The 21,663-nt window shown below is 61.1% G+C and carries 19 protein-coding genes and 3 pseudogenes; 6 read left to right on the forward strand and 16 right to left on the reverse strand.

Features of this window, described 5'->3' with window-relative positions; translation table 11 throughout:
* The first annotated feature begins 1 nt into the window (after window position 1).
* Window positions 2–1,186: a M20 aminoacylase family protein gene (locus tag RG540_RS28455; protein WP_041365515.1), complete on the forward strand. Its 1,185-nt coding sequence runs from the start codon at window positions 2–4 to the stop codon at window positions 1,184–1,186.
* 394 nt (window positions 1,187–1,580) lie between these two features.
* On the opposite strand, the gene RG540_RS28460 is transcribed toward RG540_RS28455, so the two are convergent.
* From RG540_RS28460 to RG540_RS28470, 4 genes and pseudogenes are all read right to left on the reverse strand, one after another.
* Window positions 1,581–1,877 (reverse strand): YciI family protein, encoded by a 297-nt coding sequence (locus RG540_RS28460; protein ID WP_041366519.1) that lies wholly within the window; start codon window positions 1,875–1,877, stop codon window positions 1,581–1,583.
* Between the two features lie 224 nt (window positions 1,878–2,101).
* A pseudogene (locus RG540_RS33335) lies at window positions 2,102–2,661 on the reverse strand (hypothetical protein); the annotation flags it as partial.
* Window positions 2,662–2,858: 197 nt separating this feature from the next.
* Window positions 2,859–4,241, reverse strand: a complete 1,383-nt coding sequence (locus RG540_RS28465; protein WP_041365518.1) for an MFS transporter — start codon at window positions 4,239–4,241, stop codon at window positions 2,859–2,861.
* 237 nt (window positions 4,242–4,478) lie between these two features.
* On the reverse strand, window positions 4,479–5,426 hold the full coding sequence (locus tag RG540_RS28470) for a dihydrodipicolinate synthase family protein (RefSeq protein ID WP_041365520.1): 948 nt from the start codon (window positions 5,424–5,426) through the stop codon (window positions 4,479–4,481).
* Window positions 5,427–5,591: 165 nt separating this feature from the next.
* On the opposite strand from RG540_RS28470, the gene RG540_RS28475 reads away from it, so the two are divergent.
* The 4 genes from RG540_RS28475 (at window position 5,592) to RG540_RS28490 (ending at window position 7,981) form a co-directional block, all read left to right on the forward strand.
* Complete coding sequence (locus RG540_RS28475) at window positions 5,592–6,623, forward strand: LacI family DNA-binding transcriptional regulator (protein ID WP_041366520.1); 1,032 nt, start codon at window positions 5,592–5,594, stop codon at window positions 6,621–6,623.
* Between the two features lie 104 nt (window positions 6,624–6,727).
* Entirely contained in the window at window positions 6,728–7,231 is a 504-nt protein-coding gene (locus tag RG540_RS28480) for a hypothetical protein (RefSeq protein ID WP_041365521.1), read from the forward strand.
* A 153-nt stretch (window positions 7,232–7,384) separates the two neighbouring features.
* Window positions 7,385–7,636, forward strand: coding sequence for a DUF982 domain-containing protein (locus tag RG540_RS33675; RefSeq protein WP_051909877.1), 252 nt, complete (start codon window positions 7,385–7,387; stop codon window positions 7,634–7,636).
* A gap of 90 nt (window positions 7,637–7,726) precedes the next feature.
* A complete protein-coding gene (locus RG540_RS28490) occupies window positions 7,727–7,981 on the forward strand; it encodes a hypothetical protein (protein ID WP_157884707.1) in 255 nt (84 codons plus the stop codon).
* A 196-nt stretch (window positions 7,982–8,177) separates the two neighbouring features.
* On the opposite strand, the pseudogene RG540_RS28495 reads toward RG540_RS28490, so the two are convergent.
* The 9 genes and pseudogenes from RG540_RS28495 to RG540_RS28535 form a co-directional block, all read right to left on the reverse strand.
* Window positions 8,178–8,885: pseudogene (locus RG540_RS28495) on the reverse strand (IS6 family transposase).
* Between the two features lie 161 nt (window positions 8,886–9,046).
* Complete coding sequence (locus tag RG540_RS28500) at window positions 9,047–11,401, reverse strand: penicillin acylase family protein (protein ID WP_041365525.1); 2,355 nt, start codon at window positions 11,399–11,401, stop codon at window positions 9,047–9,049.
* A gap of 26 nt (window positions 11,402–11,427) precedes the next feature.
* Window positions 11,428–12,405 carry an ABC transporter ATP-binding protein gene (locus tag RG540_RS28505; RefSeq protein ID WP_041365527.1) on the reverse strand — a complete coding sequence of 326 codons (978 nt, stop codon included), beginning with the start codon at window positions 12,403–12,405 and terminating at the stop codon, window positions 11,428–11,430.
* Window positions 12,402–13,400, reverse strand: a complete 999-nt coding sequence (locus RG540_RS28510) for an ABC transporter ATP-binding protein (RefSeq protein WP_244446725.1) — start codon at window positions 13,398–13,400, stop codon at window positions 12,402–12,404. Before RG540_RS28510 ends, RG540_RS28505 begins: the two co-directional genes overlap by 4 nt.
* Window positions 13,401–13,406: 6 nt before the next feature.
* Entirely contained in the window at window positions 13,407–14,189 is a 783-nt protein-coding gene (locus RG540_RS28515; RefSeq protein WP_041365529.1) for an SDR family NAD(P)-dependent oxidoreductase, read from the reverse strand.
* Between the two features lie 28 nt (window positions 14,190–14,217).
* On the reverse strand, window positions 14,218–15,081 hold the full coding sequence (locus tag RG540_RS28520) for an ABC transporter permease (protein WP_041365531.1): 864 nt from the start codon (window positions 15,079–15,081) through the stop codon (window positions 14,218–14,220).
* A 10-nt stretch (window positions 15,082–15,091) separates the two neighbouring features.
* On the reverse strand, window positions 15,092–16,012 hold the full coding sequence (locus RG540_RS28525) for an ABC transporter permease (protein ID WP_041365533.1): 921 nt from the start codon (window positions 16,010–16,012) through the stop codon (window positions 15,092–15,094).
* Between the two features lie 18 nt (window positions 16,013–16,030).
* The gene (locus RG540_RS28530) at window positions 16,031–17,524 is read right to left on the reverse strand and encodes an ABC transporter substrate-binding protein (protein WP_041365535.1); all 1,494 of its coding nucleotides are present in this window, start codon (window positions 17,522–17,524) and stop codon (window positions 16,031–16,033) included.
* A gap of 43 nt (window positions 17,525–17,567) precedes the next feature.
* The gene (locus tag RG540_RS28535; RefSeq protein ID WP_041366523.1) at window positions 17,568–18,503 is read right to left on the reverse strand and encodes a polysaccharide deacetylase family protein; all 936 of its coding nucleotides are present in this window, start codon (window positions 18,501–18,503) and stop codon (window positions 17,568–17,570) included.
* A 111-nt stretch (window positions 18,504–18,614) separates the two neighbouring features.
* On the opposite strand from RG540_RS28535, the gene RG540_RS28540 reads away from it, so the two are divergent.
* On the forward strand, window positions 18,615–19,373 hold the full coding sequence (locus tag RG540_RS28540) for an IclR family transcriptional regulator (protein ID WP_041366524.1): 759 nt from the start codon (window positions 18,615–18,617) through the stop codon (window positions 19,371–19,373).
* A 138-nt stretch (window positions 19,374–19,511) separates the two neighbouring features.
* Here RG540_RS28540 and RG540_RS33680 read toward each other — a convergent pair.
* From RG540_RS33680 to RG540_RS28550, 3 genes and pseudogenes are all read right to left on the reverse strand, one after another.
* A pseudogene (locus RG540_RS33680) lies at window positions 19,512–19,711 on the reverse strand (type II 3-dehydroquinate dehydratase); the annotation flags it as partial.
* Between the two features lie 37 nt (window positions 19,712–19,748).
* Window positions 19,749–20,795 carry a Gfo/Idh/MocA family protein gene (locus RG540_RS28545; protein ID WP_041366526.1) on the reverse strand — a complete coding sequence of 349 codons (1,047 nt, stop codon included), beginning with the start codon at window positions 20,793–20,795 and terminating at the stop codon, window positions 19,749–19,751.
* A gap of 35 nt (window positions 20,796–20,830) precedes the next feature.
* Window positions 20,831–21,658 carry a shikimate dehydrogenase family protein gene (locus RG540_RS28550; RefSeq protein ID WP_041365538.1) on the reverse strand — a complete coding sequence of 276 codons (828 nt, stop codon included), beginning with the start codon at window positions 21,656–21,658 and terminating at the stop codon, window positions 20,831–20,833.
* Window positions 21,659–21,663 lie beyond the last annotated feature (5 nt).

Genomic DNA, 21,663 nt, shown 5'->3' on the forward strand with positions numbered 1-21,663 from the left:
CATGCCTAGCCAAGACAATCTCTACGCCCGCATCGCCGATTTCGACTCTATGGAAGCCGAGCTGAAGGCGACCCGCCAGCATCTCCATGCTCATCCGGAACTCTCTTTCGAAGAGGCCGAAACCGCCCGATACGTAGCCGAAAAACTCGAAAGCTGGGGTTACACGGTAACCCGCAATGTCGGCGGTCATGGGGTTGTGGCGACGCTCAAGAATGGCGAAGGCACCAGGAGCATCGGTATCCGCGCCGACATGGATGCGTTGCCGATCGAGGAAGAGACAGGCGCGCCTTACTCCAGTACCGTACCCGGCAAGATGCATGCGTGCGGCCACGACGGCCATACCACGGTTCTGCTCGGGGCCGCTGAATATTTGGCGCGCACCAAGCGCTTCAACGGCACAGTGACGCTGATCTTCCAGCCTGCTGAAGAAGCAGGCCAATTCAGCGGTGCGCAGCGGATGATCGCCGATGGCCTGTTCGAACGCTTTCCGATCGACGCTATCTTTGGTCTGCACAACCATCCCGGCATGCCCGCCGGCACGCTGCTCACCCGAGCCGGCCCAATGATGGCCGCCGGCGACACCGTCAAGATCACCGTCACCGGCAAGGGCGGACATGCCTCGCGTCCGCACCTGACCGTCGATCCGGTCCTTGTCGCCTGCAATCTCGTGATGACGCTGCAATCGATCGTCTCGCGCAATGTCGATCCGACCCAGACGGCGGTCGTCACGGTAAGCACCATTAATGCCGGAGAGGCATCGAACGTCATCCCTAATAATGCCAAGATTTCGATGAGCGTGCGCTCCTTCGATCCGGCGATCCGCGTTTTCCTCGAGGAGCGCATTCGCAAATTGACGGCAAGCGTTGCCGAAGGGCACGGCGCGACCGCCGAGATCGAATACGAATACGGTTATCCCGTTGTAGTAAATTCCGAGGAGGAGACGGCCTTCGCACGCGAGGTCGCCGAGGAACTGGTTGGCACCGACAATGTCTTGACCTGCCCGCCTCTGCCCGGCAGCGAAGACTTTGCCTATTTCCTTCACCATCGTCCCGGCAGCTTCCTGCGGCTTGGCAACGGCAAAGATTCGCAGATCCTGCATTCATCGAAATACGACTTCAACGATGGCAGCCTGACGACCGGCGCCGCCATGTGGGCACGCCTGGCCGAGCGTTATCTCAACGTATGAGGCCCTCCGAAAAATAGAGTTTAGCATTGCCGCCATGATCGCCTCAAGAAGGTGTCCGAAGCCGTTCACGCTGGCAGGCGGAGAATGTCGTTCGAAGATGACTTGGCGATAGCTTCGGCGTGCGGAGATGGCAAGGCCGATTGGACGCATCAAGCTTCATCCCCAATTGTTCTTGTGCTTGCGCCGCGCATATTTACGAGATGGCGGAGCAAGAGATGACGTCCCGCCAGTCAGACGGGGCATTCGGCTTGAACCCTAAATCCGACGGCTGCGACCGCGCTGAGCTTAGAGCTGCTGAGCGACATGGTCTGTCGAGCTGCCATGAACCATGGGACTCGGAGATCCGCTAGATGCCAAGACCGAATACGATGAGGAGATAGCGTAGTCTATAATCTTAGCCGCGGTGCTTCAAGTGAAGCATAGGATGGTGTTCGTAGTGGCCCGCCCCGTTTTGCACAATCGGGTCGCTCGACGTCAGTGTCTCGATCTCTTCATCATCGGCGATCTGATAAAGAGAGACGCCGTAACCACCGGCTGGATCCATGACCGGACCGTGCGCGATGATCTTTCCCGTACCGAGAAGCCAGTCGAGATAGGCGCCGTGCTGGGCCATCCAGTCTTTCTCGTCCACCGTCATTGTCGCAAGGAAGTCCGTGCGGGGGGGTATGTATTTGCAGAGGTAGTATTTCATCATCGAACTCCTCAACGGCCAGGTACCAGACTGTCGTCTACCGTCGACCATAAATTTAGGCTGGAAGGACCTTGAGGCAAGCGTTACTATCTATTTGAGAGTGAGTCACCAAATTAATCGAGATGATGACGGATTGCACGCAGGCCTGATGTGGCCAGTCGTCGATAGTTTGCGAAAGAATTGCGTTCTTCGCTAGCAAGGTGGTCATGCTTGTCTCCGCTAAATTATAACAGCGGAGGGTGGGTATTATGCCGAGCTTGCCACGCGGCTTTACCGGAAATCTCGGGCTTTAGGGAACGGGCTCGGCATAGTCTCCGGCTCGGGATAAACACCTTATGCCGAGTTCGGCATGAAGATATGAACATGTCGTGCGCGGCTATAACCGGCTTCCGTATGTCCCGTGGATCGGATCCGCCACCCCGCGCAAACTCATCACCCCTGCCTGCCGGCAGTTTGAACTCTTCATCGCGATCGGCAAGGCCCACAAGGTCGGCTGATAAGTTGCAGGGCAACAAGATGGACGACCTCCCCTTCCCGCTGGGTCCGACCATTGATCGCCATCATCGAAGACCCGAGAACGACCCGCCGGCGTTTTTCAAAGAGTGTCGGCCAAACAACGAGGTTGGCCGGCCCAGTCTCCTCCTCAATGGTGATGAACATCACGCCCTTGGCCGATCCCGGCTTCTGCCGCACGAGTACGAGGCCGGCAGTATAGACCCATCGCCCTTCTCTCGAATTCATCGCTTCGACACATGTGGATGATGTTGCGAGCGGAGAGATCGCGCAAGAAGCCGTGCCGAGTTCGCGGTTCGGGAGCCGCTCGCGCTGCCCCGGTATTTACGTCGGACGGCGAAGCAATCTAGGGGGGTAAAACGATGGCCAGCCCGTACGAAGCTGCAACTGTGAAAGATCAAGGCCCGTGCGATCCTCGCCGAGCCTTTGATCCCTGCTCTTATTCATCGCTAGCGCATCACGGCGACATCACGGCGAAAGCTCCTCCAAAACCTGGCCCTTGGTCTCGACCGCGAAGAGGGCCGTCACCAGGGCGCCAACGAGAAGGATCGCTGCGAACGCGCCGAAGACATACTGGATGCCCATCGACGACATGACCCAACCCACCGCGATAGGGCCCGCGGAGGATCCGAGACGAAGCCAGGCGCTGCCTGTCCCCGTGCCAATGGCACGAAGGCGGGTCGGGTAGATTTCCGCCGAATAGAGATAGAGCGAGAAAGTTACGGTTTGGACGACGGCGTAGGCGAGACCGGCCAGGATCAGGACCTGTGTTGCCGACGTCGCACCCAACCAGGCGAGGATGACAAGCGGGATCGGCGCGATCAGAAGCGCACCGGTGTACCAGCGCTTGCGACCGACCTTGTCGATGAGCAATGCGCAGATAACGGCCGCGATCACGCCACCGACCGAAGTGATAAACCCGTATAGGATACTGGTTTCTAGCGGCAGGTTGAATGTCTGGCGATAGAGGGTCGGAAGCCAGGTGATCGTCCCATTGGCGACCATATAGGCACAGAACCACATCGCCCAGATTGACAGTGTGCGCTTGAGATAGATGCCCTGGAAAAGTTCGCGCCAGTCCGATCGACGACGGACAGGGGCGGCTATGATTTTCGGCTCCGGCAGTTCCTTGCCGGCGGCACGAGCGCTGTTCTCAAGCTTGGTGACGATGCGGTCGGCTTCCTCATAGCGGCCGTTGGCGGCGAGCCAGCGAGGTGATTCATTGAGGAACCAGCGCAGCGGGATCATGAGGACGGCCGGGACCAGGCCGACGACGAACATCGCCTTCCAGCCATAGGCTGGGACCATGAAATAGCCGATCAAGCCTGCGCCGACGAGGCCGAGCAGAAACATGACCTCATACAGCAGGAAGAAACGACCCCGCCCCTTCGAGCTGATCAACTCGTTGATATATGCACTCGCGACCGGAACTTCGCCGCCGGTTCCGATGCCTTGAATGAAACGCAATGCCATCATCATGCCGGCACCGGCCGCAAAAAGGCATGCGACGTCCATGCTGACGAATAGCAGGATGGTGAATAGCAGCACTTTGAGACGGCCGATCCGTTCGGCAAGCCAGCCAAAGCAAATGGCGCCGATCAACTGCCCCAGGTAGCCCATCGACAGGATCATGCCCGTCTGTCCCGGGGTCAAACCCCACTCGCGAACAAGAACCGGCATGGCATAGGCTATGGCAATGACGGTGTAGCCGTCAAAGAACGTCGCTGCGCCGACGATATTTCGAGCCCAGAAAACCTCCCGGGTCACCGGCAGCCGTTCTAGGCGGGCGCTGATTTCAGCTTGGGTGTCGACCGTCGGCGACTGCGCGGCCATCCGTTGTTCCATATTCATATTTTCCTCCCTCTGCCTGGCCCACTCTCCCGGCCTGGCGTCGAACCTACGCGTTGGATGTCTTAAATTTCGGGACCCTTTGGCATGGTGTGGTTGTGGATCCAGAAGGTGTGGCTCTCTCATCGGCTAGCCAAGCACCAGCGTGACAGGCGGCGCGACCGCGGCGCGTCACTCCCCGATGCGCCCGCAATCCCTCCCCGTAAGAGGCCCCCGCTTGAGAGGCGGGGGCGTCGTCAGTCACTCGGCTGCCAGAAGCTGCTCAACCCGGCCGATGCCGGCAGCATCAAAGGCTGCAAAGATCTCCGCTTCGGCCTTTTCGCCGAGGTTCTTCAGAGGCTCCCGGATAGTGGCATGCTCAAGCACACCACGATGAACAAGCCCAAGCTTGAGGGCGACGGTGCCTTCCATATGGGAACCACGGTGGTAGACGGCACGGGTGACGGGAAGGAGACGTTCGAAAATCCGGCGGGCTTCCGGATAGTTCTGCGCCTTTCCTGCCTTGATCAGGTCGATCAGCAGCTCCGGCGTAATATTGCCGTAGCCCACAAGCAGGCCGTCGACATCGAACATGGTCGGCAGCAGCCATTCGTCATGGCAGCTCAGGATCTGCAGGTTCGAGTTGGCCTTCTTGAGTTCCGGAATCTCGACGTACCAGCGCTTCATGTTTCGAACGCCGTTTTTGGTGGCGACGACGCCATCCTGGGTCGCGATCGCAAGCTGGGTGTCCAGGTCGTAGGAAGCCTTGGTGGCATCCGGGTACTGGAACAGGATGCACTGCAGGCCCGATTCCTGCCAGATTGCCTTGTAGCGATCCTGCGGGGCGCCTTTCTGGAAGCCGAAACGCAGCCAGCCGTGGTTCGGATAGACAAGAGCACCGGTCGCGCCGGCAGATTTGCACTTCATGGCTTCTTCTGCGGCAACCTTGGTGCCCTCGCCGGTGATGCCAGCAATGATTGGAACCTGACCATCGACGGCTTCGACATAGGTGCGGATGAGCTTCAGGCGCTCTTCCTCGGTCAGGAACGTGCCTTCGCCGGCATGGCCAAGGATAACCAGGCTCTTGACGCCGTCCATGCCGGCAAGCCATTTGGCAATACGGGCATTGGCCGGATAATCGACTTCTCCGTCGCGGGTAAACGCGGTAACGGGTGCCGGGCTCAGGCCTCTCAGATCCATCGTTGGCATAGGTTTTTCTCCTCCTAGATAGCCGCTGGCCGCCTTCGTGATCAGCGATGGGATCGTTAATGGGAACGTTCCCACTATCGTTTCCGATTTTACTGGAGTCAACATTTTTTTTGTTGCATGGTTGGGGCGTTGACCGCGAGAACGCCGCAGATGGAAAAAAGCGAAATGGATTCAAAGCCCGCAGAAGCGAGCCGTCAGACACGGGTGACCATCCTTGATGTCGCGTCGGCAGCTGGCGTTTCGAAATCGACCGTATCGCGCATCCTCGATGAACGACTTCCCCGATCCGACAACGAAACTTCGCGCCGCGTCCGGAAAATCGCAGAAGACATGGGTTATGTCAGAGACGTCTCCGCGGCGAGCCTCCGACGCGGCAACACGATGACGGTTGGCGTGATCGTGCCTCGGCTGACCGATACCGTCATGGCAATGCTTTATGAAGCCCTGGCAAAAGCATGCGGCAAAAGTGGCCGCTTCGCGATTGTCGCAACGACGGATGACAAGCCCAGGGCCGACAGGCTCGCTGCCGAGTCTCTTCTGAAACGAGGCGTCGACGGGTTGATCCTTTCGACTGCCCGCGAGGATGACGATTTTCCTGACGAGCTTGCGGCCCGAGGTGTACCTTTTGTCCTGGCGTTGCGTACCGATGGACGGAGCCTGTCTTCGGTGGGCGACGACAGGCTGGGCGGATATCTGGCGACGCGCCACCTCCTGGACCTCGGTCATCGTCGTATCGGAGTGATTGCCGGTCCTTCATATGCCTCCAGCTCGCGCGGTCGCGTCGAAGGCTACAGGCAGGCATTGGAAGAGGCCGCCATCTCGGTCCGCCCCGATTGCATTGTGCCGTCGACCTTCGGGATCGACGCCGGAGCGGATGCGGCCCTGCATCTCATGCGCCTCGAAGATCGCCCGACGGCGATCTTTGCCGTGAACGACAACACCGCAATCGGTGCTCTTTCCGGCCTGTCACGCCTCGGGATATCCGTACCCAACGATGTTTCGATCGTCGGATACAACGACATCCCGATCGTCAGTCATCTTCCGACACCGCTCACGACACTGCGCGTCCCCTTCGAGCAGATTGCGTCAAACGCTTTGGATCTGCTCACAAGCGGCGCCATTTCAGCAGACGATCGAATCCGTATTTCGGCTCCGACCCTCATACCCCGAAAATCGTCCGCCAAACCCTGCTCTTGATGGGAATCACTCCGAAGCACAACGCATCCTCGATGCCGATCGAGGTAACGGAACCATTGCCGACATACCGCGGTTGTGACGCATCAAGAACAAGGAAGCTCACGATGCGCATATTCTCGATCCCTGTGTTGATCGCAGGTTCGCTTATTCCCTTCAGCGCGATGGCAACCGAGGAAGACTTCCTGAAATCGATCGAAGGTGACTGGACGGGCGGCGGCAAGGTGCTCCGAAAGCTGGGTGGCGACAGCCTCAGCGTGTCCTGCAATATGAAGTCCGAGGCTGATGCATCGAGCTTTTCCATGGATGGCTCGTGCCGTGCCCTCGTGGTCGTGACACGGGGCTTCAAAGCTAAGGTCAATACGTCGGGCAACTCCTATTCGGGTACTTATGTAGGGGTGTCGGGCAAGCCTTCGACGCTCGCCGGTAGCCGCGAGGGCGATACGATCAATCTCGACGTGACGTGGGCCAATGAAATCTACGGGGACCGCAAGGCCACCATGATCATCCAAAAGGTTGGTGAAACCGGCCTGCGTATCAAGACCGTCGATAAGGATCCCAGTTCTGGAGAGTCGATCGTAACCACCCAACTCGATTTGAAACGGAGATAAGGTCCCCTCGGCGATGGCAGGAGAAGTTCGCAATTCGACTCCGTTTACGGCCACCAACCCGCGCTAGCCTCAGCGTCCTCGCTGTTGCCAGAAATGCTGGGGAACGTATCTGGATGCGGGATGTTATCTGGCGCTGGGTATCGGAGCTGAAGCATGTTCGATCCTAAACGTTGGCGCCGACCGGTGGTTTACGAAGACGAGAATGGCCTACGCCGCAAAGTCAGCAGCACTGAACAGGCCTCGGACATTCTGACCTCCTCTTGGCCTGTGAATTCCGGGGAAGAGTTTCTTCGAGCTCACGCAATCTTCCTTGAGGTCATGAGTGGTAGCCGACCGGTGGCGGAAGCGCGGGCTGCGTTCCTGCGAGCTGCGGAGGAAGCCGACCTTGACATCAGTGGCAACTGAGCTGGAGGATAAACATGTCGGAAGGTCCGAAGACCCATCACTAGCAATTCTACCAGTGGCACCGCGCACCAAATGGCCTCAAGTGCCGTCATGACCAAAAATGAAATAGAAGCCTTCGTGGCTGCCATGATCGAAGCCGGGAGCAACATCCAGGCGATCGGGACAATCGGCTATGTCCTGGCTGAACCGGTCAACCCGACTGACAGAGAAGCTTATCGCCGGATCGAGCTTGTCTCCTCGGCATTCGGCGAGCGAAACCATCTCAAGGATGAGATCATCGCCCGCCTTCACGAGCTCGGACGGGTGGTGGCGATCACAGAGGAGCCCGACACAGGCCGTGCTTGATCCCTGTGCCGAGCGACGGGCAAGCGGATAGGAGAGTATCCGGCGATGCGCCCGCGGCGTGGATATGGCGGGCGGCATCCATGAGCGCAAGCTGATGCAGTGTGGCGGATCAGCGCATCTGAGTTGAGAATGTCGCGAGGGCATCGTAAACTTAACGGCAAAGATGCCAGACCACGACGCCGGCCTATTTTGTAGGTCATGCTCGGGCGATTTTCGCCCACAGGTTCATCGCTGCTGCACGCAATTCGCGATGATGGCTGCAAGGGATGTCGTGGCGCGGGATGTGGAACAGGTTGGCAATCGGGTCATGGATGGAGAGGAAGCGTTGTAGATGTCGCTGTGACTTGAAGCGCTTCATGATCCGCTCTCGCCGCCGGACTGGCTGGTGGGAATTCTCCGCCCGATTGTTCAGGCCTTTGTGGGAGCGATGCTCGACACCGGACATGAACTCCCCCTTTGCGGCGTCGTAGTATCGAAACTTATCGGTGATCATCCACCCGCGGCGCTCTCCCCTGGTTCTTCAAGAGCTTACGCGTTAGACGTTTGGCCGCCTTGGCATTGCGGCGGCTTTGCACCGGCACCTCCAGAACAAAACCGTCCTGATCAACGGCGCGCCATAGCCAGTGCTTCTTGCCTCGGATCGAAATGACGGCCTCATCGAGGTGCCACTTGTCTTCAAGCTGGCCGGATGAGCGACGACGGACGTCGTTGGCGAAGGTCCACCCAAATTTCTCCGCCCACAGCCGGATCGTCTGATGTGAGACAATGATCCCGCGGGCAGCCGACAAGTCCTCGACATCCGCAGGCTGAGAGGGAAACGGAAATAAAACCACACAGCGTGGGCAATGATGTCAGCGTGAAAGCGATGGCGGCGATATAGCGGATCACGGGCTAGTTTGGTCATGCCACCAGATCCCACATTTTGATCGTTGCTCAGTTAACTTTACGATGTCGTCTGAGAGCGTCCCATTGCTGGCACGGCGGAAATTTTCGCTCGAAGAAGTATCTCTCGGCCTGGCACATCTTCGGAGCGGCCAGCGGAAATCCCAGCCCCCTCCCGCCGGCTTAAACCGGCAGAAGTGTGATGCGGTGGGTGGTTTCCAGCGCGATGCGGGCGTCGCTGTAGAGGAGCGGCACGTATTCGCCTTTCGACCAGGTGTCGGCGAGGTCGCCGTAATGCGGCGAACGGGGGTCACCGGACTGACCGGGTGTGTTGATGCAAACGCTATTGTCCCAGTCGCCGACATCCATGACAAGTCGGACGGAGGCGCCGGCATTGACGCCAAAATCACCCATCCGGTAGCCGGCATGCATAGGCGTCGAACGGCTACCGCCAACGGGCAGCGGGCCGACGTTCCAGTCGGGGTCCCCTTCGGTCTTGATGCGGCTGGTCGCGTGTTCGAAGAGCGCGCGGTGCAGGTCGCCCCAGCGCCAGGCCGACGGATCAGGGCCGAGCCGGATTTCGCAATCGGCAAAGCCTACGGAAAGCGTCGAAAGCAGCATGGAGTCGCGGTCGGCGGCCTCCCAGAGCGCGCCGGGTTCGCTGAGCAGCACCAGCATGCGGTCGACATCGCCGGGCAGCAGCAACTGGCGGATGGTCGGGTTCGGTGCGAACCTTGCCAGCAGCGCCGGCCGTAGATGCTTCATCCACCAGACTTCGAAGAGCGCTGCCGGTGCGCTCGCCGCTTCGAGGCGATAATCCCAGCCGTTGAAAAGCTTTATGGCATGTTCCTGCCGGTCATCCAGCGGTTGACGGCTGGCAACTTGTTGAAGCACAGCGCAGATGGTTGCGGCCGGGCGGGAGTAGACGTCGGTCTGCAGAGCCATCGAGGCCCCCAGCGTGTGTTTGGGATCGGCACGCAGGACCGATTTTATGCGTTGGGCGCGGCTCACTTCCGCCCATTCGTGGCCGATCGATGGAGCACTTGGATCGCGGTCGGCCGGCAGGTTCATCTCGTTGGCCGAAGCAACGAAACCATCGGCCGGGTTATAAGCACGCGGCAGTTCGCCGGCGGGCAGGAAGCCGTCCCATTCGTGGCTGCCATGGCCCGGCACGGGCAGCAACCCTTCCCAGTTGCGGCGCACCGGCGTGAAACCGGCGGTGAACCAGCCGATATTACCGTCCACATCGGCGCTGACATGGTTGACCGAGGGCGTACCCCAGGACCCAAGCGTCTGCGAAAACGCCCGCACCGAACCGCTGCGCATATAAGACAGGCTGCCGAGATAGGCGGCCGAACCGGGCGACAGCCAGACGGAGCGGATGGCGATGACCTGACGGATCTTCGGGTTTTCGTGGAGGATCGGGCCGTGGCGGGTGAACGAAAGCGTCAGCGTCTGGTCGGGATGGCCCTTGACCGCGAAACTCTCCTCGATGCGGGTGATCTTCTCCCAGCCGTCGGCGTAACGATACTGTTCCGGATCGCCGTCCTTGGTCGCGTAGACATAGACGTCTTCCTGGTCGGCGCCGAAGATGGTGAGGCCGAAGGCGGTGCGATCGTTATGGCCGAGCGAGATGCCGGGGGCGGTCGGTTCGCCGGTGCCGATGGCGTTGAGGCCGGGGGCCTCGAGGTGGACGAGGTAACGCAGCGACGGAACCGCATGCGCGCGGTGCGGGTCGCTGGCAAGGATCGGTCGGCCGGTCTCGGTGCGCGAACCGTGGACAGCCCAGTTGTTGGACCCTTCCTCCGCGATCGCCTGGACGATATCGCCGAGATCGGTGACCTCAGTCCATTTCCAGACATCGTCTAGCCCCGCGGTCAGGCGAGCCTTGTCGAAGGTGACGGCCGCCGTGGCAAGCTTGAACAGGCGCGTCGCGACGAGCGGGATATCTGCGAGCGAAATCCCCTCCTCCGGCTTCGGCGAGACCGGCGGATCGAGCTCGAAGCGCAGCAGGTCGGTCTGTGCATCCGCAAGCGCCATGATGTTAGCGCGCAGGATTTCGGAAAGGCCGTTGCGGGTTAGCGCATGGCTGCGGATCCGCACCACGTCGGCCGGCTGCCAGCGCGACGGCCTGGTGCCGAAGACCGTGAATTCTGGCGGCAAGCGGGCCGGCTCCGCTTCGCAGAGCGCGACATAGGCATTGATGCCGGCGACAAAGGCGGTGCAGATCGCCTGCGTATCCGGTGCGTAGGAGGTCCACTCCGGCGCCATGTCGCCGCGGTAGAGGAAATGCCGGGCGGCGTGGTCCTGCGCCAGGTAGCCAGGGCCGAAGTCGGCGGCGAGCAGACCAAGCCCGCGCTTGCGCCAGAGGTCGAGCTGCCACAGCCGGTCGCGAGCGGCATTGAAACCCTGGACGAAGAACAGGTCCTTGTCGCTCGCCGCCTTGATATGCGGGACGCCCCAACGGTCGATGCGGATTTCTGCCTGGGCATCGAGGCCAGCCAGCCGGAAGGTTTCGTGTGCCTGGGCGTCAGTCATGTCAGTCTCTCATGCGCGATGGCTTCTTAGGCGTGGTGACAAGCGACGCGCGCGCCATCGGCACGGGGCGTCAGTTCCGGCCGCTCTTTCGAGCAGATTTCGGTCGCCAGCGGGCAGCGCGTATGGAATGCGCAGCCGGACGGGATGTTTGAAGGACTTGGCAGTTCGCCGCTGAGGATAAAGCGCTGCTTGGCGCGCTGCACTTCGGGGTCGGCTTCCGGCACGGCCGACATCAGCGCCTTGGTATAGGGATGTTTCGGATTGGCGAAGAAGGTGTCGCGGTCGGCCATTTCCACGAAGCGGCCGAGATACATGACCACGACCCGATCGCAGATATGCCGGACCACGCCGAGGTCATGACTGACGAAAAGGTAGGAGACGCCGGTGCGCTTCTGCAGCGCCACCAGCAGATTAAGGATCTGGGCGCGTACGGAGACGTCGAGCGCTGAGACCGGCTCGTCGCAGATCAGGAGATCCGGCTCGAGGGCGAGCGCCCGGGCGATCACCACGCGCTGGCGCTGGCCGCCGGAGAACTGGTGCGGATAACGGTCCGCGTGTTCGGGCCTCAGGCCGACCTGCTGCAGCAGCGTCGCGACCCGTTCCTTCAGTGCCCTCCCCTTGGCGACGCCGCGCACGATCAGCGGTTCGCCGATCGTGGCGCCGACGGTCGCGCGCGGATCGAGAGACAGCGCCGGATCCTGAAAAATCATCTGCACCTTGCGGCGGATATCGTTGAGCTGGCGGCGACTGGCGCCGACCACTTCGTCACCACTGATGCGGACGCTGCCGGAGATCGGCGCTTGCAGGCCGACGATGGTGTTGGAAAGCGTCGACTTGCCGCAGCCGGATTCGCCGACCAGCGCCACGGTCTCACCGCGGGCGATATCGAGGTCGACGCCATTGACGGCCTTGACCACCGGGCCTGACTTGCCGAGCAGTCCGCCGCGGCCGCCGAAATGCACCGCGACATCGCGGATTTCGAGAACGTTCTGATGCTCGCTCATGCCGCCACCTCGCGGATTTCCGCCATGCGGTCGATATGCCAGCAGGCCGAGCGATGGCCTCCGCCGCAATCGAAAAGCGGTGGCTGTTCGGTGCGACACTTGTCGGTCGCCAGCGGACAGCGCTCGACAAAACGGCAACCGACGCCGAATTCGTTCGGCGTCGGCACCGTCCCCTCGATGGTCGCGAGGTCCGCCTTCGGCGCATCATCGAGCTTGGGAACGCTGGCAAGCAGCAGGGCTGTGTACGGATGCTTCGGCTGCCGGAAGAGATCGTGCACCGGCGCAATTTCGGCAATGCGGCCGGCATACATGACCGCCACGTCGTCGGCGATATCGGCGACCACACCCATGTCGTGGGTGATCAGCACGATCGCGGTGCCGCGGTCGGCGACAAGCTTCTTCATCAGGTCGAGGATCTGCGCCTGGATGGTAACGTCGAGTGCCGTGGTCGGTTCGTCGGCGACCAGCAGGCGCGGCCCATTGATCAGCGCGATCGAGATCATGATGCGCTGGCACATGCCGCCGGACAGTTCGAACGGATATTGATCCAACCGCCGGGCCGGGTCGGGAATGCCGACATCGACGAGCATCTGCCGCGCCTTCTCGTAGGCCTCTGCCTTGGAGACGCCATGGTGGACGCGATAGGCCTCGGCAATCTGGGAACCGACCGTGGTCAGCGGGTCGAGCGAGGCGCTCGGCTCCTGGAAGATGATCGAGATGTCCTTGCCGCGCGCCTTGCGCAACTGCCGCTCGGACAGGGCTGCGAGATCGGTGTTTTCGAGCATGATCCGGCCGGCGGTGCGTCTGGCGGCAGGGGGCAGCAGGCCGAGCATGGCATAGGAGGTCAGCGACTTGCCGCAGCCCGACTCCCCCACCAGCGCCATGACCTTGCCGGGCGCGACGGTGAAGGAGACGTCATCGACGACATTGGCGCCACCGATATCGATGGTCAGCCTGTCGACGGAAAGCAACGGGAAGGCGGCGGGGTTCATCATCGCTCCTCAGCCTGCCGTCTTGGCCCGTTCGGGGCGCTTGTAGTTGCCGATCGAGTTGCCGCCATCGACGCTGATCACGGCGCCGGTGATGAAGGCCGCCTTGTCGGAGCAGAGATAGGCGATCGCGCCCGGCGCATCATCGGGACCACTGGCGCGGCCAAGCGGAATGTTCTTCAGCATGTTGGTGACGTATTCGTCGGAAAGTTCGCTCACCTCGCTGCCCGGCGCAAAGCCCGGCTCTACGACGTTGACGCGGATGCCGTATTCGGCAAGCTCCAGCGCAAAGCCCTTGGAGAGCCGTTCGATCGCGGTCTTCGAGGTGCAATAGGGGACGGAATTCTGATTCATCTTGCGCGCCGCGCCCGAGGAGATGTTGATGATCGAGCCGGCCTTGCCTTCCGCGATCATCAGCTTGGCGAATTCGCGCGACAGCACGAAGGGCGCGCGCAGGTTGACGCCGAAGACGCGGTCCCAGTCGGAGAATTCCATCTCCAGCAGGCTGAAGCGGGTGTAGATGCCGGCATTGTTGACGAGAATGTCCGGCGCCTTCCATTCCCGCTTCACGAGATCGACGAGTTCGAGCATCGAGGCGTCGCTGGTGAGCTCGGTCGCGTGCAGCAGAACCTTGGAGCGGTCGAGCCCGAGCTCGGAGACCGCCTTTTCAAGGCCATCCATGCGGACATCGCTGAGGCAGAGCTTTGCGCCTTCCCTGGCGAAATAGGCTGCGGTCCAGCGGCCGAAGATGCCGGCGGCGCCGGTGATGACGATGGTCTTGTTTTCGAATTCCATGACTTAAAACCTCAATGCGCCAAAGGGTTCAACGCGAACGGGAACGCGGGTCGAGCTGGTCTCGCAACCAGTCGCCAAGCACGTTGACGGAAAAGACGAGCAGGAAGAGACAGGCGCCCGGAAAGGCGACGATCCACCAGGCCCGCTCGATATATTGACGGCCGACGCTCATGATCGAGCCCCAGCTCGAGGCCGGCGGCTGGATGCCGAGGCCGAGGAAGGAAAGGCCGGCTTCCATCAGGATCATCAGGCCGAACTCGGCGGTGGCGACGATCAGCACCGGTCCTGCGATATTCGGCAGGATGTGGTGGAAGAGAATGCGCGCCGCGCCAGCGCCCGCAAGTTCCGAAGCCTTGATGAAGGGCAAGTTCGCCACCTGCAGCGTCTGGGCATAGGCGACGCGGGTATAACGCGGCCAGCGTGTCAGGCCCAGCACCAGCACCAGCTTCAGGAAGCCGGGGCCGAGCACCGCGACGGTCAGCACCGCCAGCAGGATCGCCGGGATCGACATCATGATGTCGACGAGACGCATGATGAGGATCTCGATCTTGCCACGGAACCAGCCGGCGACCATGCCGAGCGTGACGCCGACCAGCGACGAGACGACCACGGAGAGCACCGCGACCGAGAGCGAGACGCCGGCGCCGTAGAGCGTGCGTGACAGCAGATCGCGGCCGAGATCGTCGGTGCCGAGCCAGTAGGTGATGCCGCGCATCTCGAAACCAGGCGGCTTCAGGCGGCCGAGCAGGTTCTGCCGGTTGGGGTCGGCTGGCGCCACCCAGGGCGCGAAGACCGCCAGTAGCACGATCACCAGAAAGATGACCGACACGACGATGACCGAGATCGGGACCCGGCGAAGGCGTTGGCGGAGGGCGAGGACGGCGGTGCTCAAAGCCTTCTCCTTAGCGGACGAGATGGATGCGCGGATCGACGAGCGCATAGACGAAATCCGCGATTACGCTGGTCAGCACATAAACGAAGGAAATCAAAAGTACGATGACCTGGACGACCAGGAAGTCGCGCGACTGGATGGATTGGATGGCAAGCTGGCCGATGCCCGGCCAGGCGAACACCGTCTCGACGATGACGGCGCCGGCAAGCAGGTTGCCGATCTCGAGCGCGGCGATGGTGATCACCGGGATCGCGGCATTGCGCAGCACATGGCGGAACACCACGGAGCCGAGCGACAGACCGCGGGCACGCCCTGCCCTGACATAATCCTTGCCGAGTTCGTCGATGATCGAGATCCGTGTCATACGGGCGAAGGTCGACATCGAGATCGCCCCGAGAGCGATGGAGGGCATGATCAGCGAGGCGAAATCGCCGGAGCCGGAGGTCGGCAACCAGCGCAGCGTCACGCCGAAGAGGAATATCAGTACGATGCCCGACAGGAAGGTCGGCACGCTCTGACCGGTGACGACGATCGCCGTCAGCAGCCGTTCGATCCAGCCGCCGCGCCGGGTCGCCATGATGATGCCGGCCGGAATGCCCATGCCGATCGCCACCACCAGCGCGCCGGTGGCGAGCATCGCCGTATAGGGCACACGCGAAACGACGATATCGAATGCGGGCACACGCTGGACGACGGAAATGCCGAAGTCAAAATGCGCAAGACCGCCCAGATATTCCAGGTATTGCACCCAGATCGGCCGGTCGAAACCGAGCTGGCTGCGCAGCTGAGCGATCATCTCGGCCGATGCATCCTGCGGCACCAGCAGCAGGGTCGGGTCGCCCGAGAGATGCATGACGACGAAGACGATGGTGAGAACGCCGAAGATCGCAATGATCGCCTGTATCAAACGCTCGACGGCGTATCTCAACATGGTCGTGTTATCCGTCTGTTACTGCTGCCAGCTCATGTCCATGACGAACATGGCTTCGTTGGCGGTCGGCTGCCATTTCAGCTTCTTGGCGGCTCCGTAGAGCGCATAAGCCTGGTAGAGGCCCATGCCCGGAACGTCGTCCTTGAGGACCTGGTAGGCCTGTTCGTAGAGCTTCAGACGCTCCTTCTGATCGAGGATGACGCGTGCCTTATCCACGGCGGCATCGAACTTCTCGTTCGAGTACTTTGCCCAGATGCTGCCGGTGCGGAACAGCGGGAAGATCACGCCGTCGACGTCCTGGCAGGCGCAGGACCAGGCGCCGAAGGCAAGACCGCCGGCATTGGCCGGATCGCCCTGGCGGCGCTTCAGGAAGGTCGCCTGGTCGCTGGACGAGATCTCCACCTTGAGGCCGGCTTCGTTGACCATCTGCTGAATGGCTTCGACGGTGGCGCGGCTATAGGCGGGAGAGGTCAGGAATTCGACGGTCGCGCCCTCCGCGCCGGCGGCCTTCACCAGTTCCTTCGCCTTGTCGAGGTTGTATTCGTAGCCCTTGATCTTGTCGGTGTAACCGAAGACCGGCTCGGCGCCGAGCACTTCCACCGGCTTGCCGTACCCTTCGAGCAGCGCCTCGACGAGCGCCTGACGGTCGATCGCATAGGCGATCGCCTGGCGGACGCGGACGTCCTTGGTAACGCCGCCCTGGGCATTGATGAATAGGTAGCCGATGCGCTCGGTCGGAACCGAGAGGACCTGCGAATTGCTGTCGCTCTTGATGCTTTCAGCCTGATCCGGCGGCACGTCGCGGACGAGGTCGGCCTTGCCAGTCTTAAGGTCGGCGATCCGGGTCGAAACATCCGGAACGGTGCGGAAAACCACCTTCTGGAACGGCGGCTTGGCGCGCCAGTAGCTGCCATAGGCTTCGAGTTCAGTCTGAACGCCCTTCTGCCAGTTGGCCATCTTGTAGGGGCCGGAACCGAGCGGCTTCAAGTTGAATTCCTGGTCACCGACCTTTTCGACATAGGCCTTCGGCACGATCGAGAGCTTGACGAGCTGGGCGAGCAGCGCCGGATAAGGCGACTTGGTGGTCATCTTGACCACGGTCGGGCTTACCGCCTCGGCCTTGGCGATCTGGTCGAACTGCGAGAGCTGCGGGCTCTTCAGCTTCGGGTCGATGATGCGGTTGATCGAGAAGGCGACGTCTTCGGCGGTCAGCTTCGTGCCGTCCTGGAAAGTAACGTCATCGCGGATCTGGAACTCAAGCGTCTTGTCGTCGACATATTTCCACGACTTGGCGATCTGCGGCACGATCTCGCCCTTGACGTCGCGGGTCAGAAGGTTGTCGAAGATATTGCGGTAGATCGAGTAGCTGTCGGTGTTCCACTGCAGATGCGGATCGAGCGTTGCCGCATCGTTCGGCAGGTCGATGGTCAGCGTATCCTTGGATTGTGCAAGCGCGGTCGACGCGGTGAGCGCCAACAGCACGGCGGCGATGGAGGCTATTCTGGCAGACATGTCCCTTACCCTCATTGTTGTTGCTGCTGTATTCAAGAACTGTTTATGCCGCCTTCTCGGCGGTCTTTAGCCCGGCCTCGTCGGCACAGTAGCGCGCCAGTTCCGCATGGGTGCAGAACCAGACGTCGCCCTTCGACTTGGCGTGGCGAATGATCTCCTCCAGAATGAAGATGCGTGAACGGTGCCCGACATGATGCGGATGCATGGTGAGTTGGAACAACCCGCTCTCTTCCCACGCGACTTCGAGTTCGCGAGCAAAGATATCGAGGACCATGGCGGGGCCACCATAAGGTCGCGCGCCGGTCATCCGGTCCATCGCCACATAAGGCGCGTCGTCGCGGATCCACTCGACGGGGATCTCGACCACGCCGGTCGGCTCGCCGTCCTCCAAAAGCTCGTAGGGCTCCTCGTCGGCCATCAGCGAGGAATCGTAGAGCAGGCCCATCTCACGGGCGATCTTCAGCGTATAGGGGCTGAAATCCCAGGACGCGGTGCGCATGCCGACCGGGCGGATGCCGGACAGGCGTTCGAGCGTGTCGGCGGCGCGTAGCGCCAGGTCGCGTTCCGTCACCTGGTCGAGACGGGAATTGAATTCGTGGATCCAGCTATGGATGCCAAGCTCGTGGCCCGACGAAACCACGGTCTTCACTTCGTCCGCATTGATCATCGCCGAGACAGCCGGCATGAAGAAAGAGGCCGGCACCGAGTATTTTTCCAAGAGGCGCAGAATGCGCGGCATGCCGGAGCGTGCACCATACTGGCCCTGACTCATTTTGCCAAAGGATATGCCGCCATTCTTCAGTTCCAACGTCTCGTGGTCGGAATCGAAGGACAATGCCACTGCCATGCGCGCGCCGTTTTTCCATTTCGTCGGTCTCAGGCTACGCCCGGCGCGCACCTTCTGAACCTTTTGCCGCCAGACACTATCTGGCCAGGTCCAAGGTTCGGAGGCATCGTTTTGCTTATTCGCCGCATTCATGAGATCGTTCATCCTTATCAGCGCGACACTCGAAAACGTGAGTGGTTGCTTTCTAGGCAGAATTGTTACGAGCCGATCCGATAACCATCAATGGGGGTTTTGTTCACATATATGAACTCCGAAATCAAAAGCGCCGGCCGGATTCTCGACCTGCTGGAATACATGGCGTCCCGCCGGGAAGCGGTTCCGCTCGCCCAGATCGTGCGGGATCTTTCGTTCCCGAAAAGCAGCGCGCATGGCCTCGTCCAGACACTCGCCGCCCGCGGTCACGTGGTCCAGGACGATGTCGGCCGCTACATGCTGGTCGAAGCGAGCCGGCACGGCTTTCCGTTCCGGCGCCATGAAGAGCCGCTGGTCGTGGTAGCGAAACCATTCATGGAAAAACTGCGCGACGAGTCCGGCGAGACCATCCTGCTCGCCACGATGAACGCCCATTGCGATATCCGCCGTCTGGCAAAATGCGTCAGCCGGCATCGGGTTCGTTATGACGTCAACCTCGACGCGGCGATCGCCGCCTATTGCACCGCGACCGGTCGCGTGCTGCTCGCCTTCACGCCGAAGGAGACGCTGGAGCATTACCTTTCCCGTGTCCAGCTCCTTTCTTATACCCGCTATACGGTGACCGATATCGAGCGCATCCGCGACGTGCTGACCAAGGTTCGGCGGGATGGCTATGCGCTGAATGACCAGGAATTCGTCACCGGCTCGACCGGCATTGCCGCGCCGATCTTTGACGGCACCGGCGCGGTCGCCGCCGCGCTTAATCTCGGCGTTCCGACCGTGCGCTACAATGAGCAACGCGAAGGCTTTCTGCTGATGGTGCGCAGTGCGGCGGACGATATCAGCCGGGCGCTCGGTTATCGCCGCTGACGTTCATTCGCACCGCGGGATGATGGAAAGCGCTGAAATCCTGCATCATTTGGAAAGCTACACTCTTTCGTCCGAGCATTTCGGAACAAACGAAGTCGGCCTTCGAAGTTGCCACTTTATCGGTGACAATACTCGCGCCTCCTCGCGCGTTTGGCGGATCCAGTCGATGATCTCGTATCCGCGATTGCTCTGGTGGAAGAGGATCTCATGTTCGAGTTGGCCGGCAACCCTGCGCAATCTTTTTCCACGTCGGTAAGCGTCTCATGCCCTTAGATATACGGCTGGTGCGTGCCAAGAAGATTGAGGTTCGGTCCGTTAAGAACAAAGATGGCACTCACGCTGCGATCTTTCCGATATCGGGCATTGGAGGTTGGCTCAGCCGAGCATTTCCGAGACGCTGACTGTCCGGTTTTCCCGGCCGGCTTTTGCGATCGCCAGCACGGTCGCAAGCGTCAGCATCCCGTCCCGCGCAGAGATCAGCGGCCGTGCCTTGCCTTCGATGACATCGACGAAATGGTTGAGCTGGTTTTCATAGGCGCGACTGCCGTCGAGGGTCACGTGCTGACGTATCAGCGGGTGCTGCCAGTGCGCGTCTTCCGTCTCATGCCGCCAGATGTCCATGCCTGGTATCGACAGCGCCGCCTTGGTGCCGGCGAGATGGTAGGAATTTTCCGGCTGGTGCGGAAAATAGAGCGCCTGGCCGGCTGCCGTATCCCAGTTGAACGGCGAGACCGCCGTGTCGCTCATCAAGAGCGTGCCGAGCGCGCCGCTGCCGAAACGGACGCTGACGCTCGCTGTATCCTCCACCTCAAACGACCGCACCGCGCTGGAGGTGAAGGCCATGACCTCGTTGATGTCGCCGCAGATGAAGCGAAGGCAATCGATGTCGTGGATAAGGTTGATAAGCAGCGGCCCTCCCCCCGGCTGCCTGCGCCATGCTGCCTCGAAATAGGCACCCGGCTTGTCGGTCATCCACATGGCATTGACGGCGACCAGCCGGCCGAGCGCGCCTTCAGCGACAAGCTGGCGTGCCTTGGCGATATCGGGGCTATGACGCCGCTGATGGCCGACCAGCACCGGAACGCCAGCCTTTTCGACTGCGGCGACGAGATGCATCGCGGCTTCCAGCGTGTCTGCAATCGGCTTTTCGACCAGGCAGGGGATCTTGCGCTCCACGCAGGCAAGCGCCGCCTCGACATGTAGGGCGTTCGGCAGGGCGATGATTGCGCCATCCGGTCTCAGCGTGTCGAGCATATCCCGAAGGTCTGTGAAAAACCGCGCGCCGAATTCATCGGCGACGGCTACCGCCCCTTCGGAAACATCGGCAATGCCGACCAGTTCGGCGCGGGGATTGGCCCTGAGTAGCACGGCATGCTCGCGCCCGATCAGCCCCGCACCAATGAGTACTATTTTCTGGGACACGGAAAACGTTCCTTTGCTTGGGGCCGGCGGCTTGCTCACACTCTGGCAATCGCCCGGAGTTCCTCTGCGGTGGTGGTCGGAAAGCCGAAAAACTCGAGATAGGCGGGGATCTGCTCGAAAAGCATGTCGATGCCCACCTGGAATTCGCAGCCGCGCGCACGGACCGCCGCCAGGAAGGGCGTGATCTCTTGCTTCAGCACCACTTCACCAACGAAGGCCGAAGGCGCGATGCGCGAAACATCGAGCGGCAATGGATCGCTGTCGTTCATCCCAAGTGGCGTGGCGTTGACGACAATGTGGTAACCAGCAGGGTCCACCGAACCTGTTACGACATGCAGGTCCGGGTAATTGAGCCGTAGACGTTCGGCCAGGCCATCCATCATTGGCGCATGGGCATCATAGAGCGAAAGTTCGGCTATGCCCGCCTGGGCAAGTGAGGCCGCAATCGCCGAGCCGACTCCGCCCGCGCCGATCATCATCGCTCGGCTGCCGCGGACTTCTCGACCGCGCCGTAATACTCCACGCACGAAACCCTCACCATCGAACATATCGCCGATCAGCGTACCATCGGCACCGAGGCGTACAGCATTGCAGGCACCAGCCACCCGAGCACTCTTCGAAACCTCACCGAGCAGTCCGACGGTGGTGATCTTGTGCGGCATGGTCACCAGCGCGCCGTGGATGTTGGAGAGCCTGAAGACCAGCTTCAGGAAGGCGGGATAGTCTTCGGCCTTGCACCCCATCGGCACGACGACCGCGTCGATGTCATGCTTTTCGAAATAGGGATTGTAGATCAGCGGCGCCTTGAACGAGTGCGTCGGATAACCGAGATGGGCGATGAGCTTCGTCGTGCCGCTGATCATCGGCG

Origin of the sequence: Neorhizobium galegae bv. orientalis str. HAMBI 540 (assembly GCF_000731315.1) — a bacterium.
GTDB lineage: Bacteria > Pseudomonadota > Alphaproteobacteria > Rhizobiales > Rhizobiaceae > Neorhizobium > Neorhizobium galegae.

Bases quoted from the DNA above. Each gene is read 5' to 3' on its own strand.
- RG540_RS28455 (WP_041365515.1), top strand. From the start codon at position 2: ATGCCTAGCCAAGACAATCTCTACGCCCGCATCGCCGATTTCGACTCT.
- RG540_RS28460 (WP_041366519.1), bottom strand. From the start codon at position 1,877: ATGAAATACTACCTCTGCAAATACATACCCCCCCGCACGGACTTCCTT.
- RG540_RS28465 (WP_041365518.1), bottom strand. From the start codon at position 4,241: ATGAATATGGAACAACGGATGGCCGCGCAGTCGCCGACGGTCGACACC.
- RG540_RS28470 (WP_041365520.1), bottom strand. From the start codon at position 5,426: ATGCCAACGATGGATCTGAGAGGCCTGAGCCCGGCACCCGTTACCGCG.
- RG540_RS28475 (WP_041366520.1), top strand. From the start codon at position 5,592: ATGGATTCAAAGCCCGCAGAAGCGAGCCGTCAGACACGGGTGACCATC.
- RG540_RS28480 (WP_041365521.1), top strand. From the start codon at position 6,728: ATGCGCATATTCTCGATCCCTGTGTTGATCGCAGGTTCGCTTATTCCC.
- RG540_RS33675 (WP_051909877.1), top strand. From the start codon at position 7,385: ATGTTCGATCCTAAACGTTGGCGCCGACCGGTGGTTTACGAAGACGAG.
- RG540_RS28490 (WP_157884707.1), top strand. From the start codon at position 7,727: ATGACCAAAAATGAAATAGAAGCCTTCGTGGCTGCCATGATCGAAGCC.
- RG540_RS28500 (WP_041365525.1), bottom strand. From the start codon at position 11,401: ATGACTGACGCCCAGGCACACGAAACCTTCCGGCTGGCTGGCCTCGAT.
- RG540_RS28505 (WP_041365527.1), bottom strand. From the start codon at position 12,405: ATGAGCGAGCATCAGAACGTTCTCGAAATCCGCGATGTCGCGGTGCAT.
- RG540_RS28510 (WP_244446725.1), bottom strand. From the start codon at position 13,400: ATGATGAACCCCGCCGCCTTCCCGTTGCTTTCCGTCGACAGGCTGACC.
- RG540_RS28515 (WP_041365529.1), bottom strand. From the start codon at position 14,189: ATGGAATTCGAAAACAAGACCATCGTCATCACCGGCGCCGCCGGCATC.
- RG540_RS28525 (WP_041365533.1), bottom strand. From the start codon at position 16,012: ATGTTGAGATACGCCGTCGAGCGTTTGATACAGGCGATCATTGCGATC.
- RG540_RS28530 (WP_041365535.1), bottom strand. From the start codon at position 17,524: ATGTCTGCCAGAATAGCCTCCATCGCCGCCGTGCTGTTGGCGCTCACC.
- RG540_RS28535 (WP_041366523.1), bottom strand. From the start codon at position 18,503: ATGAATGCGGCGAATAAGCAAAACGATGCCTCCGAACCTTGGACCTGG.
- RG540_RS28540 (WP_041366524.1), top strand. From the start codon at position 18,615: ATGAACTCCGAAATCAAAAGCGCCGGCCGGATTCTCGACCTGCTGGAA.
- RG540_RS28550 (WP_041365538.1), bottom strand. From the start codon at position 21,658: ATGATCAGCGGCACGACGAAGCTCATCGCCCATCTCGGTTATCCGACG.